The 17644-nt window shown below is 31.1% G+C and carries 13 protein-coding genes and 1 pseudogene; 6 read left to right on the top strand and 8 right to left on the bottom strand.

Annotated features, from left to right (window positions below):
• The 3 genes and pseudogenes from GQS57_RS07340 to GQS57_RS07330 form a co-directional block, all read right to left on the bottom strand.
• Positions 1-185 (bottom strand): annotated as a pseudogene (locus GQS57_RS07340) (hypothetical protein); the annotation flags it as partial.
• Positions 186-287: 102 nt separating this feature from the next.
• Positions 288-617 (bottom strand): hypothetical protein, encoded by a 330-nt coding sequence (locus tag GQS57_RS07335; protein ID WP_165731912.1) that lies wholly within the window; start codon positions 615-617, stop codon positions 288-290.
• A gap of 94 nt (positions 618-711) precedes the next feature.
• On the bottom strand, positions 712-1047 hold the full coding sequence (locus tag GQS57_RS07330) for a hypothetical protein (RefSeq protein WP_165731911.1): 336 nt from the start codon (positions 1045-1047) through the stop codon (positions 712-714).
• A 401-nt stretch (positions 1048-1448) separates the two neighbouring features.
• On the opposite strand from GQS57_RS07330, the gene apaG reads away from it, so the two are divergent.
• From apaG to GQS57_RS07315, 3 genes are all read left to right on the top strand, one after another.
• Positions 1449-1835, top strand: a complete 387-nt coding sequence (apaG, locus tag GQS57_RS07325) for a Co2+/Mg2+ efflux protein ApaG (protein ID WP_165731910.1) — start codon at positions 1449-1451, stop codon at positions 1833-1835.
• Positions 1836-1993: 158 nt separating this feature from the next.
• Positions 1994-2899 carry a DUF3667 domain-containing protein gene (locus GQS57_RS07320; RefSeq protein WP_165731909.1) on the top strand — a complete coding sequence of 302 codons (906 nt, stop codon included), beginning with the start codon at positions 1994-1996 and terminating at the stop codon, positions 2897-2899.
• Positions 2900-3102: 203 nt separating this feature from the next.
• Entirely contained in the window at positions 3103-5763 is a 2661-nt protein-coding gene (locus tag GQS57_RS07315) for a chondroitinase-B domain-containing protein (RefSeq protein ID WP_165731908.1), read from the top strand.
• Between the two features lie 59 nt (positions 5764-5822).
• On the opposite strand, the gene GQS57_RS07310 is transcribed toward GQS57_RS07315, so the two are convergent.
• On the bottom strand, positions 5823-6524 hold the full coding sequence (locus GQS57_RS07310) for an NRDE family protein (protein ID WP_165731907.1): 702 nt from the start codon (positions 6522-6524) through the stop codon (positions 5823-5825).
• 153 nt (positions 6525-6677) lie between these two features.
• On the opposite strand from GQS57_RS07310, the gene pruA reads away from it, so the two are divergent.
• Entirely contained in the window at positions 6678-8303 is a 1626-nt protein-coding gene (gene pruA, locus GQS57_RS07305; protein WP_165731906.1) for an L-glutamate gamma-semialdehyde dehydrogenase, read from the top strand.
• Positions 8304-8376: 73 nt separating this feature from the next.
• Here the strand turns inward: pruA and GQS57_RS07300 are convergent, their stop codons facing one another.
• Both GQS57_RS07300 and GQS57_RS07295 read right to left on the bottom strand, forming a co-directional pair.
• Positions 8377-9057, bottom strand: a complete 681-nt coding sequence (locus GQS57_RS07300; protein ID WP_165731905.1) for a hypothetical protein — start codon at positions 9055-9057, stop codon at positions 8377-8379.
• Positions 9054-12773 carry a zinc-dependent metalloprotease family protein gene (locus tag GQS57_RS07295; protein ID WP_165731904.1) on the bottom strand — a complete coding sequence of 1240 codons (3720 nt, stop codon included), beginning with the start codon at positions 12771-12773 and terminating at the stop codon, positions 9054-9056. Before GQS57_RS07295 ends, GQS57_RS07300 begins: the two co-directional genes overlap by 4 nt.
• 63 nt (positions 12774-12836) lie before the next feature.
• Here GQS57_RS07295 and lipB point away from each other — a divergent pair, with 63 nt between their 5' ends.
• On the top strand, positions 12837-13541 hold the full coding sequence (gene lipB / locus GQS57_RS07290) for a lipoyl(octanoyl) transferase LipB (protein WP_165732039.1): 705 nt from the start codon (positions 12837-12839) through the stop codon (positions 13539-13541).
• 71 nt (positions 13542-13612) lie between these two features.
• On the opposite strand, the gene GQS57_RS07285 is transcribed toward lipB, so the two are convergent.
• Together GQS57_RS07285 and GQS57_RS07280 are read right to left on the bottom strand one after the other, a co-directional pair.
• Positions 13613-14665 (bottom strand): nucleoid-associated protein, encoded by a 1053-nt coding sequence (locus tag GQS57_RS07285; protein WP_165731903.1) that lies wholly within the window; start codon positions 14663-14665, stop codon positions 13613-13615.
• Between the two features lie 209 nt (positions 14666-14874).
• Entirely contained in the window at positions 14875-15474 is a 600-nt protein-coding gene (locus tag GQS57_RS07280) for a ribonuclease HII (RefSeq protein ID WP_165731902.1), read from the bottom strand.
• Between the two features lie 175 nt (positions 15475-15649).
• On the opposite strand from GQS57_RS07280, the gene GQS57_RS07275 reads away from it, so the two are divergent.
• Positions 15650-17620, top strand: coding sequence for a putative porin (locus GQS57_RS07275; RefSeq protein ID WP_165731901.1), 1971 nt, complete (start codon positions 15650-15652; stop codon positions 17618-17620).
• The last annotated feature ends 24 nt before the right edge of the window (positions 17621-17644 follow it).

Genomic DNA, 17644 nt, shown 5'->3' with positions numbered 1-17644 from the left:
AAATCTTTTACAATTGCGCTAGAAACCGCTGCTGGTAATTCTTTTACGCTAATTTCTTTAAAATCGTCATTGGTTACTACAACTACAATTTCATCTACATTGTTTGTATTGATATTGTTCGCTGCAAATACTGATACTCCACTTGTTAAAAGTGCTACGGTTACTGTTAAAACTAATTTTCTCATGGTTATATGTTTTTTAAATTATTAATTACTTTAAGATTTACTATTTATAAACTAAAGATCCTAAGACCTACAACTACTTTACTTTTATAGACTATTATAACTTTACTCCTTTACTACAACATCACCTTCTTCTATCCAATTTCCATCTTTGTCTGCATAAACTACAGCGTCAGTTTCATCAATAGTAAGATCAATTTTATATTGCTCGCTACCATTTACATATAGTTTGTTAACTGTAGCTGATGGAAAGTTTTTCATAATTGCATTAGAAACTGCTTCTGGTAATTCCTTTGCTGAAATTTCTTTAAAATCATCATTGGTTACTACAACAACAATTTCATCTGCATTGTTAATATTGATATTGTTTGCTGCAAATACTGATACTCCACTTGTTAAAAGTGCTACGGTTACTGTTAAAATTAATTTTCTCATGATTGTATGTTTTTAATTATTTATAATTTGATATTTTAAAATTTGTAATTAAAGATCCTTATACCTGTAACTACTTTGTAACAATATTGTAATCTTATTCAGTTACTACAACATCACCCTCTTTTAACCAATTACCTTCTTTGTCTGCATAAACTACACTTTCAGTTTCATCAATAGTAAGTTCAATTTTATATTGCTCACTTTCGTTTACATATGCTTTACCAACAACAGCCGTTGCATAATCTTTTAAAATTGCATTACTTACTGCTTCTGGCAAATCCTCTAAAGCAACTTCTTTAAAGTCTTCATTAATTGTCATTACAATTACTTCATCAGAATGATTACTATTGTTAATGTTTGCTGCTGAGATTGAAACTCCACTTGATAAAATTGCTACTGCTACTGCTACTGTAAAAATTAATTTTTTCATGATATAAGTTTTTAAGGTTGTTATTATTTCTGATTAGTATATAGAAATAAATATGCCATGTAGAATCACCTCGCAATAACTACTAGTAAAACACTGAAAAACAACTACTTAATATTAACACACTTTTATACCACTTTAATTAATCCGTGTAAAACATGTGTAATTAATAGTGTAAATGAGTAAACTTTACACAATTTGAGATAGAAGAACATCCATAATAAGAAAATGTATTACGCAAAAAACTAAAAAGAATAACAGAGTAGCTCCTATCTAGAAATATTTAGATTTTATAAAAGTTGTTTATGAGAAAACCAACCATATATGTACTATAATTAAAAAAAACATAAATCAGATTAAAAATCATTTGTAATTTAAAATCAAAAAAACTACATTTACTATCAATGATAAACCAAATTACAAAAGGCATAAAAATTTCTGTTGATACTAAATACAAAGGCACAAATTATAGAAACAACAGACTGCACCACATTTTTGGGTATATAATTACTATTGAAAATAAATCTACCGAAACTGTAAAACTAACAGATCGATTTTGGACAATTTTTGATACACTTAATAACACAGAAATTGTAAGTGGAGAAGGTGTTGTAGGACAAACACCAACTTTAAAACCAAACGACATATATAAGTATGGTTCTGGTTGTTTCTTAGAATCCAACATTGGGGCTATGAAAGGGTTTTATACCATGATAAACCTAGAAACTTTTGAACAATTTAAAGTAATTATACCAACCTTTCAACTCACCACCCAATCAACATTAAACTAACCAAATCTAAAAAGAAAACAATTATTATAAAAGACCCTGCATGTTTAAATTGTGGGCATCCTTTTAGTGGACATGAAAAATTTTGTCCAGATTGTGGCCAGGAGAATAAAGGAAATAGAATTACTTTTTACAGCTTTATTCATCATTTATTTAATGGCTTGTTTAATTTTGATGCTAAATTTTGGAAAACATTAATCCCACTTTTAATAAGACCTGGAGAAGTTTCTAAAAATTACATTGCAGGGAAAAGACAACGCTATTCTAACCCTTTTAAATTCTACTTAACTGTTTCTGTTATCTTCTTTTTAATTATAGGTATTACAGATAGCTATAACGATTTTAATAATTTTAGAAATGGAAAAAACCCGAACAATACGGATATTTTTAATGCTATAAACCTCAATTTAAAAGAAGATCAAAAAAAGGATTCTATCTTAAATTTAAAAGAAACAGATTCCACATTAACCGCTATTAAAGATACTATTTCTAAAATGCCATTCCTTAAAGTTGGTGGCAAAGAAATAAAAATAGTTAAAATGCTGAAGTTTCAAAAACAGCACCCTAACCTGTATGTAGATGACGCTTTAGATAGTTTAAAAATACATAAAAGTTTTTCTAATAAATTTTGGTATTCTAGGTCTCAGTTAATCAATACTTTTTTTACAGATAGTACAGTTTCCAAAAAGTTAAAAAAGCAATTTCTTTCTTATTCTTCAATTGCGTTATTTATACTATTACCCTTATTTACACTCTTTTTAAAATTTATTTACATCCGAAGTAAGTTTACCTATGTAGAACATTTAATATTTGTTTTCCACACGCAAACCCTCTTTTTCTTGCTACTTTCAATTTTTTATATTCTAAACATCTTTATAGAAACAGACAGTTATGCAGGTTTATTTTTATTGCTTTTTTTATTATATTTATTTCTAGCAATGAAAAAATTCTACGAACAAAGCTTTATTAAAACATTATTTAAATACGTGTTTGCAAATGTTTTATTTATGATTTTTACTTCACTAGGCGTTATTTTTATTTCCTTTATTGCTTTTGCATTGTTTTAGATCTAAATGTTACACTTTCTATAAAAATCCTTTAAGCTTTATACTTTTGTATAAAGTATCTTCAGCAAATTCCTTTTCTTCTTAACAATTAATCATTAATACCTTTACACAAAACAAACGTCTTGTTTTCAGATATTTAATTCCCTATATTTGGTTTACCAAACTGGTTTACCAAATATTATTAATATTAAACAGCAATTAACATGAACAAAAAGTATTTTTTAGCAGCACTACTTTTATTAATCACACAAATTTCTACCTCCCAGACGACGTATAACATTGACGATCCGGAAGACGTAAGAAATGTACTCTACGAACCCGGAGATGTCATTATTTTAAAAAATGGAACTTATGATACAGACGAAAGAATAAGGTTTCTGGGATCTGGTACTGTAGAAAACCCTGTTACTTTAAGAGCAGAAACTCCTGGTGGTGTAATTTTTACCGGAGGACCTAGATTAACTATCGGCGGTGAAACAGAGGACGGTGTAAAAGTTGCTACTGGTGAATATCTAGTAGTAGATGGTTTTCATTGGAAAGGAGGTTATGGAGCTAGTAACTTTATAGAATTTAGAAATGGTTACGACCTTGCGCATCATAGTACAATTCAGAACTGTGTAATTGATGGTTTACAGATAGAACCAGATGATCTTGCTGGTGATATAGAAGATGGATCGATTACAAAACATAGATGGATCGTTTTATTCGGAACTTATAATACTGTAATTAATTGTTCTTTTTTAAATAAATCTAGTGCAGGTGCAATTGTATTGGCAGAGTACGCCTATAATGCTTGGGCTCCCCCTTATGATGAACCAGAAGACGGTGAACCAGATAATGGATTTGAAACCGTAAATACTCGTTGTGATTTAGTAGGACATAAAATTATGAATAACTATTTCTATAATTTTGAAAAAATGGATGCTAGTAAAAGTAATGCTGGAGATAGTGAAACGATTCGTATTGGTACCAGTGAATATCAAAATATAAATAGTGGCGCTATTGTTAGTAATAACTATTTTGTACAAGCCGATGGTGAAAATGAAATTATTACAAATAAAAGTAAAAACAATACGTACACAAACAACACCTTTAGAAGATCTAGAGGCTCGTTAGTACTTAGACATGGTTCTAATGCCACTGTAGATGGCAATTACTTTTTAGGAGAAGGAGTTGATGGTACTGGTGGAATTAGAATTACAGATAGCGACCATACAATTACCAATAATTATATTCAAGATTGTGTTACCGTTGTAGACCAAGCAAAATGGAATAATGGTATCACATTTATAGGAGGATCTGATAATAACTCTGTTGATTGTACTTCTACAAGTGTATCCAATGGATATCAAAAAACTGAAAATATTATTGTTTCTAATAATTCAATTGTAAACACAAATGCGCCTTTATTTTATAACACAGATAAAGGATCAACAGACCCTACAGGAACAGTTTCAAATAATTTAATTTATTTTACTGATAACAATTCAAATATTACAGATATTATTTCTGGTGATACTGAAACTTCTTACGCAAATTTAGGTACAGAACTAAACTATATAGGAAATGTTTATACAGGTACAAGTTTAGGCGAAACCAATGAAGGTTTTTTTGAAGAATCAGGAATTACAGCTACAAAAGATGGCGAGATTTTTACATTTTCAGGAACTGGTGCTGATGGTAAAGGAGCTGATATGGGAGCTTATAAACCAGCAACAGATGATATGGTTGGACATGGAATTGGGGCTTGTTTTGCTGATAATTTAGGAAATAATATTCTTGATGGTGATTGTACAATTGAGGTAATTGAATCTTTAACAGTAAGTAGCATGCCTTCATTTACTGCAGCCGCAGGAAGCAATGATGTTTCTGTAAATGCAAATGTTAGCTGGACAGCAGTATCCAATAATGATTGGATTTCTATTGATATGATTTCTGGAACTGGTAATGCAACTATCTCTGTTACCGTAACAAAAAACACAGAAACTACAAACAGAACTGGTACGGTAACTTTTACACAAGATGCTGGAGGAGATAATATTATAAGAACTTTAAATATTACGCAAGAAGGTGCAGATTTAACGGATTTATACAAGTTAATTAATACAGGAACCGGATTAGCTACAGATAAAGTAACCATTCATTCTTTTTCTAAAGAGAATAGCTCTAAAAGTGAGTTTGCTACTAATTCCTTAGACAAAGATTTAGATACAGAATGGACCGCAGATGACGGTAGTATTATCTCTGGAGATTACAAAGGTGATGGAGAATACGTTATTTACGATTTAGGAAGTTCACAAACTTTAAATTTAATTCAGTTTAACACCACCAATAAATCAGACGCATTCGGATTTCAAATATACGTCTCTAACACAGGAACAGATGCTGATGATTTTTCTAAGATACTACCTACTTCAGGTGATTTACTGTTAACAGCTATAAGCACTACAGAATTTAATCAATATCAAGTAAGTACAGAAGCGCGTTATGTTAAATTAGTAGGTTTCGGACGATTTAATAGTACTGCAGATAAAAGAGAAAGTGCTTGGACAGCCATTACGGAAATAGAGTTTTATGGTTCTTCTAATTTAGGAATAAATGATTTTTCTTCAGCAGAAGAGCTAGGTTTAGAGTTTTATCCAAACCCTATCACTAATAATATGTTATACATCAATAGAGCTTCAACAGATTTTAACACAGTTAAAGTATACTCTATTTTAGGAACTAAAATTTTAGAAACTAAATTAGAAAACAATAATGCTATAGGTAAGGTAGATGTATCTTCTTTAAATGCAGGTTTGTATTTTATTGAAGTAAATAACGGAAAACAAAAAGCAGTTAAAAAAATACTAATTGCAAAATAATTAAAAGCAATATTTTACAGAACAGCTATCTAACTTAGATAGCTGTTTTATTTTATAAATTATAATATTTTACTTTTCAGAGGATTTAAAACATCCAAATAAGTAATATTAACATTACTTTTTTCTTTTTTCACAGAAGTAACACTCACCGTTTCTACAAATTCACGTTTCATTTTAGGTGAAGTACCAAGAGTTCCTAAATTCTCATTTTGATGAAATTCTACTATTTTTTCTTGATGAAATTCATCATTTTCTAATAACCAATTAGAAAACCAAACTTGCCTCATTTCCTTCATTTCTTCTGTGTACAAAGTAGATGAAGACCAAATTTTAGGTTCTTGTAATAATTTATTAAAATGTTTTGTATTTCCATCCCAAACCAATTCATAAGTTTCTAATTGATTTTTCCAATCGACCAAAACTAAAGTAAAAGGTTCTATCTCTGTAAAATCATAATTATTTACATAAGCTACTCCATCATCAGCAGATAAAATATTTTTGACAATAATACCTCTACTTATTTTATAAGAACTCTTTCTAGTATGTATTTTAAAGCCACCGTTTAAAAGGCAAACTAATCGACTTTTATCACTTAAACCAATCCAAGTTCCACCAGCTAATTCGTCTTTTGGATACGTTAACTGAACACCATTTTCTATATAATTTTGGGGTGGAATTGTATTTCTTAGTGGAGTCTCATCTCTATTAGAAGTTAAGATAAAATCATTATTTCCTAAAGGCAAATAACTTACTGTACACATACATTTTATAATTAATTATGATAAACTTTACGTTTAGACGATATCTTTATACATTCCTTAACAAAAGACATAAAAATTCAGTTAAAATTATTGAAACAAAAATTGTAACTTTGAAACTCAAAATTAGTCGATTAAAACTTAAAATATACACAAATGTCAAGAGGATTTTATAATGTTCCGAAAGCAGTAAACGAACCTGTAAAAGGGTATGCTCCGGGCTCTCCTGAAAAGGAAGAATTATTAGCTACTTATAAAGCTATGTATAACAGCAAAGTTGATGTGCCAATGCATATTAATGGTGAAGAAGTTAGAACAGGAAATACTAAAAACATTACTCCTCCTCATGATCATAAGCATGTAGTTGGGCAATACCATACAGCAGATAAGATACATGTAGATGCTGCTATTTCTACAGCTTTAGCTGCTAGAGAAGCTTGGTCTAGCGTAAGTTGGATGGAACGTGCTGCAATTTTCTTAAAGGCTGCTGAATTATTAGCAGGACCTTATAGAGCAAGAATGAATGCAGCAACGATGATTGCGCAATCTAAAAACGTGTATCAAGCAGAAATTGATGCTGCTTGTGAAATGATTGACTTCTTCCGTTTTAATGTAGAATACATGACGGATATTTTTAAAGATCAACCAACATCTTCTCCTGGAGTTTGGAACAGAGTTGAGTACAGACCTTTAGAAGGATTTATCTATGCTATTTCTCCTTTTAACTTTACGTCTATTGCTGCAAATTTACCTGCATCTGCTGCCTTAATGGGGAATGTTGTTGTTTGGAAACCTTCTGATCATCAAGCATATTCTGCACAAGTAATTGTAGATTTATTTAAAGAAGCTGGTTTGCCAGATGGTGTTATAAACGTTGTTTACGGAGATCCAGTTATGATTTCTGATACTGTTTTAAGTTCTCCAGATTTCTCTGGACTACACTTTACAGGTTCTACACATGTTTTTAAAGAATTATGGAAGCAAATTGGTACTAATATCCATACGTATAAAACGTATCCAAGAATTGTTGGTGAAACAGGTGGAAAAGATTTTATCTGGGTTCACAACTCATCAAATCCTTTACAAGTTGCAACTGCAATGACAAGAGGTGCTTTCGAATACCAAGGTCAAAAATGTTCTGCTGCTTCTCGTTCTTACATTCCTGCGTCACTTTGGCCAGAAGTTAAGAAACATTTAATTGCACAAGCAAGCGAGTTAAAAATGGGATCTCCAGAAGATACTTCTAATTTTATAAATGCAGTTATTCACGAAGGTTCTTTTGATAAAATTACAAGTTACATTGAGGCGGCTAAAAAAGATAAAGATGCAGAAATAATTATTGGTGGAAACCACGACAAATCTGTTGGTTACTTTATTGAGCCTACTGTAATTGTTAGTCAATCTCCAAAATACGCAACCATGACAACTGAGTTATTTGGCCCAGTGATGACGGTTTATGTATATGAAGATGCAGATTGGGAAGCTTCATTAAAATTAGTAGATGAATCTACAGAATACGGACTAACAGGTGCTATCTTTTCTACGGATAGATATATTGTAGAGAAAGCTTCTAAAGCATTAGAAAACGCTGCTGGAAACTTTTATATTAACGACAAGCCATCTGGAGCTGTTGTTGGTCAGCAACCATTTGGAGGAGCAAGAGCTTCTGGTACAAATGATAAAGCGGGTTCTGCACAAAACTTATTACGTTGGACTTCTGTTAGGTTGATAAAAGAAACATTAGTTTCTCCTACAGATTATAAATATCCTTTCTTAGGATAAGAAAAAATATCTTTTTATAAAAAAGCCACATCAAAATTTGATGTGGCTTTTTTTATTTAATAAGAATATTTTATTAATCTACCGTAAACGTAAAAACTTGCCCAATAGATTTTGCACCAACATTATCTGTTACATTTACTTGCCATGAATATGTTTTTCCTGAAACCACAGAAACCGAATATGACTTTACCCTAAGGGTATTATCAATAGAAATTAAAGCAGCATCTTCACCAAAAAATAATTCATATGTTAGTGTATCTGCTGTATTTATATCTGACGCTTCCCAAACTAAATCTACAGTACCTTCAGTAACGTTTCCATTGTTTTCTGGCGTTTTTAAATCAGCCATAAAAGGAGCATAATTTGTAACTCCATCTCCTTTTGTATAAAAAGAAAACACTTCAGAATTACTTTCTTGGTTATTATCTACATCTATTGCACTTACTTGCCAATAATACGCTGTAGACTTCTCTAAAGTTACAGTTAACTCACTTTCGCTAACAGTTCTGTTTTCTACAACATCTGTTAACTGCCTGTCTTTGGCTATGATAATCGTATACTCAATAACATCATTTTCTAAGTCTATTGCATCACTCCAATTAAAAGAAATTGTATGATCTATACACAACAAATCTTGTGTAGGAAACTCTAATTGAACAATACTCGGCGCTTTATTTTCATCATCCTTAGAAGAGCAACTTACAGCTAAAAAGCAGATAGTACATAAATTTAAAATAATTATCGCCTTTCTCATTTCTTTAATATTTTAATCGGTTTGGCAGCAATTGGTAATTTTAAAATATAAATACCGTTTGCAAATTGTTGAAACGGAATGGACATTGAATTTCCTTGAACATTTACCATTTGTTTAAATACTAATTTACCATTTATATCAAAAATTAGTGTTTCTAAACGATCACTTTCAACTCCTAAAGGAAGCAATAATTCAATAGAATTTACTACTGGATTTTGGAGTAATATAACAGCATCTATTGTTGTTTTAAACACACCCTCACAATCTTTCGCAGTTTTCACCTCTAACAAGCCCCCTTCATTTAACTCAATATCAAAGCTCTTTTCGCTAGAAGTTCTTAGTAACTTATTATTTAAGAATACACTAAAAGGAGCTGTCCCCTCATCAATAGCAAAAGAATATATTTTTGATGTTTTACTTGCACTCGCTTTTAATGAGATTGGTTGAGATTCTACAATTTCAACTTCATAACATTGTGTAAAGTCTTGTTGAACTGTTTCTACACAAACCTCATAAATACCAGGACTTAAATCTGAAAATATTTTACTAGAACCAACTATCGAGGAAGTAGAAATAACTGCAGAACTTGATAATGTTACATTATAATCTAAAGAAGTCTGCGATACGTCTACCGTAATAATACCATCGTTTTCATTTACACAAGTTTCTGATGTTGTTTGCACAGAAACATTGTTTACATCTATAACAACAATTGTATAATCTTCTGTTTCTCCCCATTCTGTTAAATGATCTGCATTACAAGGGCCATCTCCATAACCTCCTGAATCATCATACTCTATAACAACTCTCATTGTTGTGCTTCCAACTTTGGCATCACCTGGCACTGTAATCATAAATGTTTTGGTTCCTATATCAGTAGACTCAGTTCCTAAATCATACCTTTCCGTTGTTTTATCAAAAATAAAATCTTGATTCCAATCTATAAATACATATACATGATCTTGAAACCCTCCCGTATCTAACGTTACAGAAACTTGATGATCTTCTCCGTTTTTCACTTTTGTTTCTATAGCAGTAAAATCTTCATATCCATTTACAGCAGCATTGCCAGAATTATTATTAATGGTATTAAATGTTACATTAGTTATAAATTCTTTCCCTATAACATCATCTGTAAAATTAGAAGCACAATAAACAGGTGTTAATGTTTTAAATTCAAATACATTTGAATAACTACCTTCTGCACAACTATTTTCAGCTTTTACTCTCCAGAAATAAGTGGTATTTACAGAAAGTTCTGATAAAGAATACTCATTTAAAGTTACATTTTCATTTACAATTAAGTGTGTAAAACCAGTATCTGTTGCTACTTGTACGTTGTAATTACTTGCATTGGTATCTGCATCCCAACTTAAGGTTGTACTTAAATCTACTTCAACAGCATCATTGGCAGGAGAAGTTAGCGTTAAGGCATCAAAACTAGAAGTCGTTATATTTAATTGAACATCTATGTTATTAGAAATACTTGTAGAACTCCCTATTACATTAATCGTATAAGGTTGTTCAACGGCATCATTTAAACCAGTTACAGTCATATTAACATTACCATCTGCGCTTATAGTTGATGCACTAAAACTAACTGTTGTTCCCTCCGGTTGACCTGTAGCCGAAAGAGCCACATTTTCTGAAAATCCGTTTATAAAATCGAAATTTAAAATATAACTTACAGACTGATTTCCGGTATTACAAACAGACTGATCTCCACTTGTATCTGTCATTACAAATGTTGGAACTGATGAATTTATTGTAAAATTTGTTGCATTTACATTATAGAAAATATTGTCTGCCGCTTCTACCATAATTCTAGCAGATGTAGTTGGGTTTTCTGGTATTACAATATTTTCAGAACCATCATTAGGCGTATTTTCTTTTAAAATAATAGGAAACGTAATTCCACCATCTACAGATAATTTAATCGTTACATTTTGGCAATTTATTGGAGCAATATCAGTTGTTCCTTTATTCCATGTTATATTTTGTGTCGTGTCTGCAAACCAAGAAACAGCTGTACTTGGAGCTGAAACCGTAAAGGCTTCTGCATCTTCTACCGTTACTGTCATATTATCTCTTGCAGTACTTCCTCCTCCTGCATGATTATCTCTCACTAGAAAAGAAAAATTTAAATCTCTTGCTACAGATGGCACAACTTCCCAAGTTGATGCTGTACTACCGGCTACCACCGTTGCCAATTCAGGCATGTATCTTTCTGAACTCATTGCAGAAGGTAAAGATCTAAACATTGGTCCTACAGAACTTGTTGTAGCTGGAGGCATTGTTGCTGCAGGTTCATTATCTGTCTGCTCCCAATTATAGGTTAAACTAGCCGTTCCATCTACATCTGTTGCAACTCCTTTTAGTAAAAAGGGTGTCGATTTTGGAATACTATAATCTAATCCTGCATTTGCTGTTGGCGCACTATTATTTGTATCTGTTAACACAGCACAATTTGCAGAAGAACTTACAATATTCCACATTTCTGCAATACTAACTGTATGAAAATAATCATCGCTTTTAGACTGTACGTTTGGTATACAAATACCTGCATACCCCATTATAGTAGAAGCACTACCAGGCTCTACTGCTGTGCTACTATTTATATTACAACTATTACTCTGTGTGTGATTTGCTCCAAATTGATGTCCCATTTCATGCGCTACAAAATCAATATCATACGCATCACCAATAGGTTCACTTCTTCCCGTTACTCCACGTGCTTTCTGACCTGTAATACAAACTACACCTCCACTTGCTAAACCGTCTCCACCAGTACTAAAAATATGTCCAATATCATAATTTGCATTTCCTATTTCAGTATCACAAATAGTTTGTACTTGATTAAGCATAGTGTCAGGATCTCCATCCGTAACATTATCTGTGGCTGCATCTAAAAAAACCACTTTATCATTATCTCCAACAATAGTCATTCTTACAGATAAGTCTCTCTCAAAAATACCATTAACTCTTGTCATGGTCGTATTCATTGCAGAAAGTACGGCAGCTTTTTTAACTTCATCTGAAGCAGCAGCAGATATATTCTGATTTGTTAAATGGAATTGTGCATATTCTCCACTACAAACTAAAGCCAAACGAAAAGTTCTTAGCTTTCCATCTTGTGCATTTTTAAAACTAGTAGTTTTAGCAATACCTCTACGTGCAGCCTCTTCTACATGACAGGTAAAACTATCGTTATCTGTATTTAAATCACTTCTTTTGTAGACCATTAAAGATTTTTTATCCTTAGAATAAGGATCTATATATAATGTTTTTTCTACACCAGAATACACAACTGCATGAAAACCGTCTGTACCAATACTAATTTTGGCTACTGCTGTAGGATCATCTACTCCTTGAGCAGAATACGACTTTATCATAGAGTATTTTTCTGATAATTTGTTTTCAAAATTTGAAGTCTCATTGATAACAAAATTAGAAAAACCTCCATCAGTATTCGGTAATTGTATGGTTTTCTGTACCGATTTAGAACTAGATTTTGATTTTAATTCTGTATTAAAGTTATTTATATCTATAGAAACTAGATTGTATACTTTTGGAAAATTCTTCTTAGAATAAATTTGATCTTCTTGAATTGAAAAATTGTCTTTATCAATCTTCTTCAAAAAGGTCTGAGCATTTATCACTTCGATAGAAGAAAAGAAGCCAACAAAAATAAATAACAGCAATAATCTTGTTTTCATAAACAGTATTTATATAAAATCGTTATCAAATATAATGAAATAATTATCTTTGTAGTCGCAATGATGAACAGAAACATACTATTAAAAGACTTATCTGTAAAAGATTACAAGGAGACTTGGGACTATCAAACTGACTTATTACAAGAAATTGTAGCCATTAAGATTGATAATCGTAGAAACGAGAATACAAACCCAACAAAAAATTACTTTTTATTTGTAGAACACCCACATGTTTACACCTTAGGAAAAAGTGGAGACCTAAGTAATTTATTACTGAATGAAAGTCAGTTAGCAGAAAAAGGAGCTACTTTTTATAAGATAAATCGCGGTGGAGATATTACCTACCATGGTCCTGGGCAAATTGTTGGCTACCCAATTTTAGATTTAGAAAATTTCTTTACAGACATCCATAAATACTTACGCTTTTTAGAAGAAGCTATTATTTTAACCATTGCAGAATATGGTATAAAATCAGAAAGAAGTCCCGGAGAAACTGGAGTTTGGCTAGATGTAGGAACACCATTTGCACGTAAAATTTGTGCTATGGGAATCCGTTCTTCTCGTTGGGTTACCATGCATGGATTTGCACTAAATGCCAATGTAAATTTAGGTTATTTTGATAATATTATTCCGTGTGGAATAAAAGGAAAAGCAGTGACTTCTATGGAAGCTGAATTAAACAGAAAAGTAGATATAGAAGAAGTAAAATCTAAAATTTTAAAGCATTTTAAAGTACTTTTTGAAGTTGAAGAGTTTATTGAATCTTAAAAAAAGAAAAATCCCGCTTACATTTTTTATAAACATAAGCGGGATTTTTTTTTAAAAATTGAAAGAGATAATTACTTCTCTTCGTTAAAATACACTTTATAGTATTTCATTTTCTTTTCTTCGTCATACCCTCTTTCTAAATATTCTGATGCTGCTTCTGGCGCATCTACATCTAGTTTTATGTTGATGTTGGTATCTAACTTAATTTCTGTTTTTAACTTGTTTTTTTCTTTCTTTAAAACAACTCCAGAAACATCAAAATTATTTCTGATTAACACATCATTTAACTTTTCGAAGTGGTTTTTATACTCGTCAAATTTTTCTTTGTGCTTCTCATCTTCAAAAACTTCATCTTTAAAAGTAGCGTAATCTACAGCTTCATTTTCTTTAAAGTAATCTACAGTATTTGCTAAGAAATTTCCTTTTTCGTGCATTCCTAACTCTGGCTGAATTACCTCTTCAGAAAATTCTTTACACATTTCTAAATAATTCTGTGTATGAGAATTATAATCGTCTGCTAATTTTACAGATAAGAAGTTTTTAACCCAATATTGTGCATCGTAATTGTTGTTGTCTACAGAAAAAACAACAGTACCTTCTTCATCAGAAGTATTTAAAACCAAACACCCTTTATCTATTCTTTTTGTAGAGATTCCTTTTTGAACAACGATATCAAAACTTTCATTATCGTCTAAATAAGTTTGGAAAAAATCTACTTTATTTTCTATTTTAAAAACTCCAATTGCTTCTGTTAAGACATCTTTATACTCGATACCTTCTATATAAACAACCAATACATCTCCAGTTTTTATTTGTGCCGAATTAGATTGTTCAAATAAGTGATTTACAATACTTTTAGAGTATTCGACAAAACTTTCTTCGTCACTAAAAACTTCTGAAGCAAATTTATTTACCTCGTTTAAACGAACATCTTCATGCTTAGTAAAACGGTAACTCTGCGTTAAATTCCCGAATGGTTTCAATAAAAAACCTTTCATTAAATCGTAACTTTCTTGATCGAAACGAATTAAGTCTTCAGAAAAAACGTTTTGTCCGCTATTAAATTTATTGGCTACTTTATGTAAAATACATTTGGTAATTTCTGCTTTGGTTTTTCTAATCATTACTTAAAATTTTGGAGCGTAAAAATAGTTGAAGTTTTTTAATAAAAAGGAAATAATTGTATGAGATTTTTTAAAAGTTAGCAAAATAGCTTAGCCCTGATTGAATCTTTCGTCTGCGCTCAAGACAGGCTATTTGTTTGAGCTCTTTTTTGTCTTTTTAGGCGAAAAAAGCGAGTAGTGAAAGCAGGAAATAGCTTCTAAAAAACAATTTACAACTTTAATTTTGTCTGTTCTGGCAACAACTTAAACGTTTTTCTATGGTATTTTGTTGCCCCGAATTCACGAATCCCGTTTCTGTGCTCTTTTGTAGGATATCCTTTATTTTTAACCCAATTATACATAGGAAATTCTTTGTGAATCTTTGTCATATACTCATCTCTATAGGTTTTTGCCAATACAGAAGCTGCTGCAATACTTAAATATTTTGCATCGCCTTTTACAATGGTTTCATGCGGAATATCTTTGTAATCTCTAAATTTATTTCCGTCTACAATAATGTATTCTGGCTGTATTTTAAGCATCTCTATAGAACGATGCATGCCCGTAATAGAGGCTTGCAAAACATTTATGAGATCTACTTCCTCTTGCCAAACAAAAGAAACGCCATAAGCAATGGCATTTTTTTCTATAAACGGACGTAATTCATCTCGCTTTGCTTCCGATAATTGCTTAGAATCATTTAAAAAAGGATGCGTAAAATCTTTTGGTAAAATTACGGCTGCCGCAACTACAGGACCGCATAAACAACCTCTACCGGCCTCGTCTGTGCCTGCCTCTAAAATAAAACCACTATAATTTGATGCTAACATTTTGCAAAGAAAAGAAAACTTTTTCTTTTAGGTTCTTGTTTCTATAGGAATGACTCTTTTTTAAGGAAACTTAAAATAAAAGGTGAAAAATATAGTTTAATTAACAGATTTCATGATAATTATTAACGAATCTTTTCGTTAAATTATTTTACATTTGCCATTGCAGAAACAATCTATGAACAAATCGTTATTTTTCTTATCAATACTTGTTTTATTTATAACAAACACGCTATACTCTCAAACAGATTTTCAATTGGGAAGTGGAGGAAATGGTTTAGGAAGGAATCCTAATTCTCAGAATGATTCTATTAAAAATTCTAGGGAAATCTCTGTAACTTTATCTGGAAAGACAAAATATACGGATTATAAAATATTTTCTCATCAAAGAGATACTACTTATATAGACACCACTTTATCGATTCAGAAGGATTATAAATTCAATTATTTGCGTACTGATAATTTTGAGTTATTAGGGTTTCACAACCAAGGGCAAACTTTTACTAATTTAGGATATGATTTTAGCAATCTAAAATTAATGCCAGATATTGGTTTTACCGCAAAACAGTTTAGTTATTTAGATGTTGACGAAATAAAATATTACGAAGTACCTACACCAACTACAGAAATAACTTACAGAACGGGTTTACAACAGGGACAAGTTTTAGATGCTATTTTTACTGTTAATTTTTCTCGAAGACTTAATGTTTCTCTTTCTTACAAAGGAATTCGTTCTTTAGGTGCTTATAGAAGGTCTTTGGCTAGTCATGGAAATTTTAGAGGTGCTTTTCACTACAGAACAGAAGATAATCAATATGAAATCCGTGGACATTTAACTTCTCAAGATTTCTTTAATGAGGAAAGTGGTGGCTTACCACAAGCTGAAATTGATAAGTTTGAAAGCAACGATTCCGACTATAGTACTAGATCTTATTTGGATGTAAATTTAGATGATGCAGAAAATGATTTTGAAGGTAGAAGAGTTTATTTAGAACATAGTTATAAATTATTGGCAAATAAAGACACCATTAATAAAACAGATTTTAGCAACTTAAAAATAGGACACGTATTTACTACAGAAACTAAAGAATATAGTTTTACACAACCTACAATAACAACAGATTTTTTTGGAGAATCTAATGCTTCTGGAGCAAGCAATAACCAGGCTAAAAATACCATTACAAATAATGAAATGAACTTAGAGTTTAATTCTAAATATGTACTTGGTAAATTTAAAGCCAAAGTAAATCTTTCTAGTTATTCTTACGGATATGATTCAATTTTAAATTCTAATAGTAATATTTCTAAAATAAAATTAGAAGGAAATGCTATTTCTGTGGGTGCAGATTGGAATGCTAGAATTAAAAACTTTCATTTAAATGCAACAGGTAATTTATCTCCAGGAAGTGGCAGGTTGTCTGGGAGTTTTCTACAAGGAGAAGCTTTGTACAAAAAAGATAGTCTTTTTGCTGTAAAAGGTAGTTTATTAATTAGTTCTAAGTCACCAAATTTCAACACTTTATTACATCAAAGTAAGTATGATGATTACAACTGGTATAATGACTTTAGTTCTGTTAACACAAGAGATTTAGGGTTCGATTTAAGTTCTAAATGGTTAAATGCTTCGTTAAATTTTACCAATATTGACAACTATACGTATTTTGATGAAAATAACAAACCACAACAGTTTGATGGCCAGATTTCATATTTAAAGGTAAAAGCAAGTAAAGAGTTTAGGATAAAAAAGTTTGCTTTAGATAATACCATAATGTATCAAAATGTAAGTAGCGGTAGTTCGGTTTTTAGAGTACCAGAATTGGTTACTAGAAACACATTATATTACCAAGATTATTGGTTTAAAGGAAAACCAATGCTGGTAAATATTGGGGCAACTTTTAACTACTTTACAAAGTATAAAATGAATGCTTATAATCCGTTATTAGCAGAGTTTACTTTGCAGAATGACCAAGAAATAGGTTTCCCTTCTGTAGATGTTTTCTTTAATGCACAAGTACGAAGAACGCGTTTGTTTTTAAAAATAGAAAATGTAACTTCTAGCTTTACAGAGAAAAATTATTACTCTGCGCCTAACTACCCTTATAGAGATTTTGTAATTCGTTTTGGATTGGTTTGGAACTGGTTTATATAGTCACAATCTGACGGATAAAGTATT

Source organism: Polaribacter sp. 20A6 (assembly GCF_011378915.1).
GTDB lineage: Bacteria > Bacteroidota > Bacteroidia > Flavobacteriales > Flavobacteriaceae > Polaribacter > Polaribacter sejongensis.
This window is presented reverse-complemented; position numbering and strand designations above follow the sequence as displayed.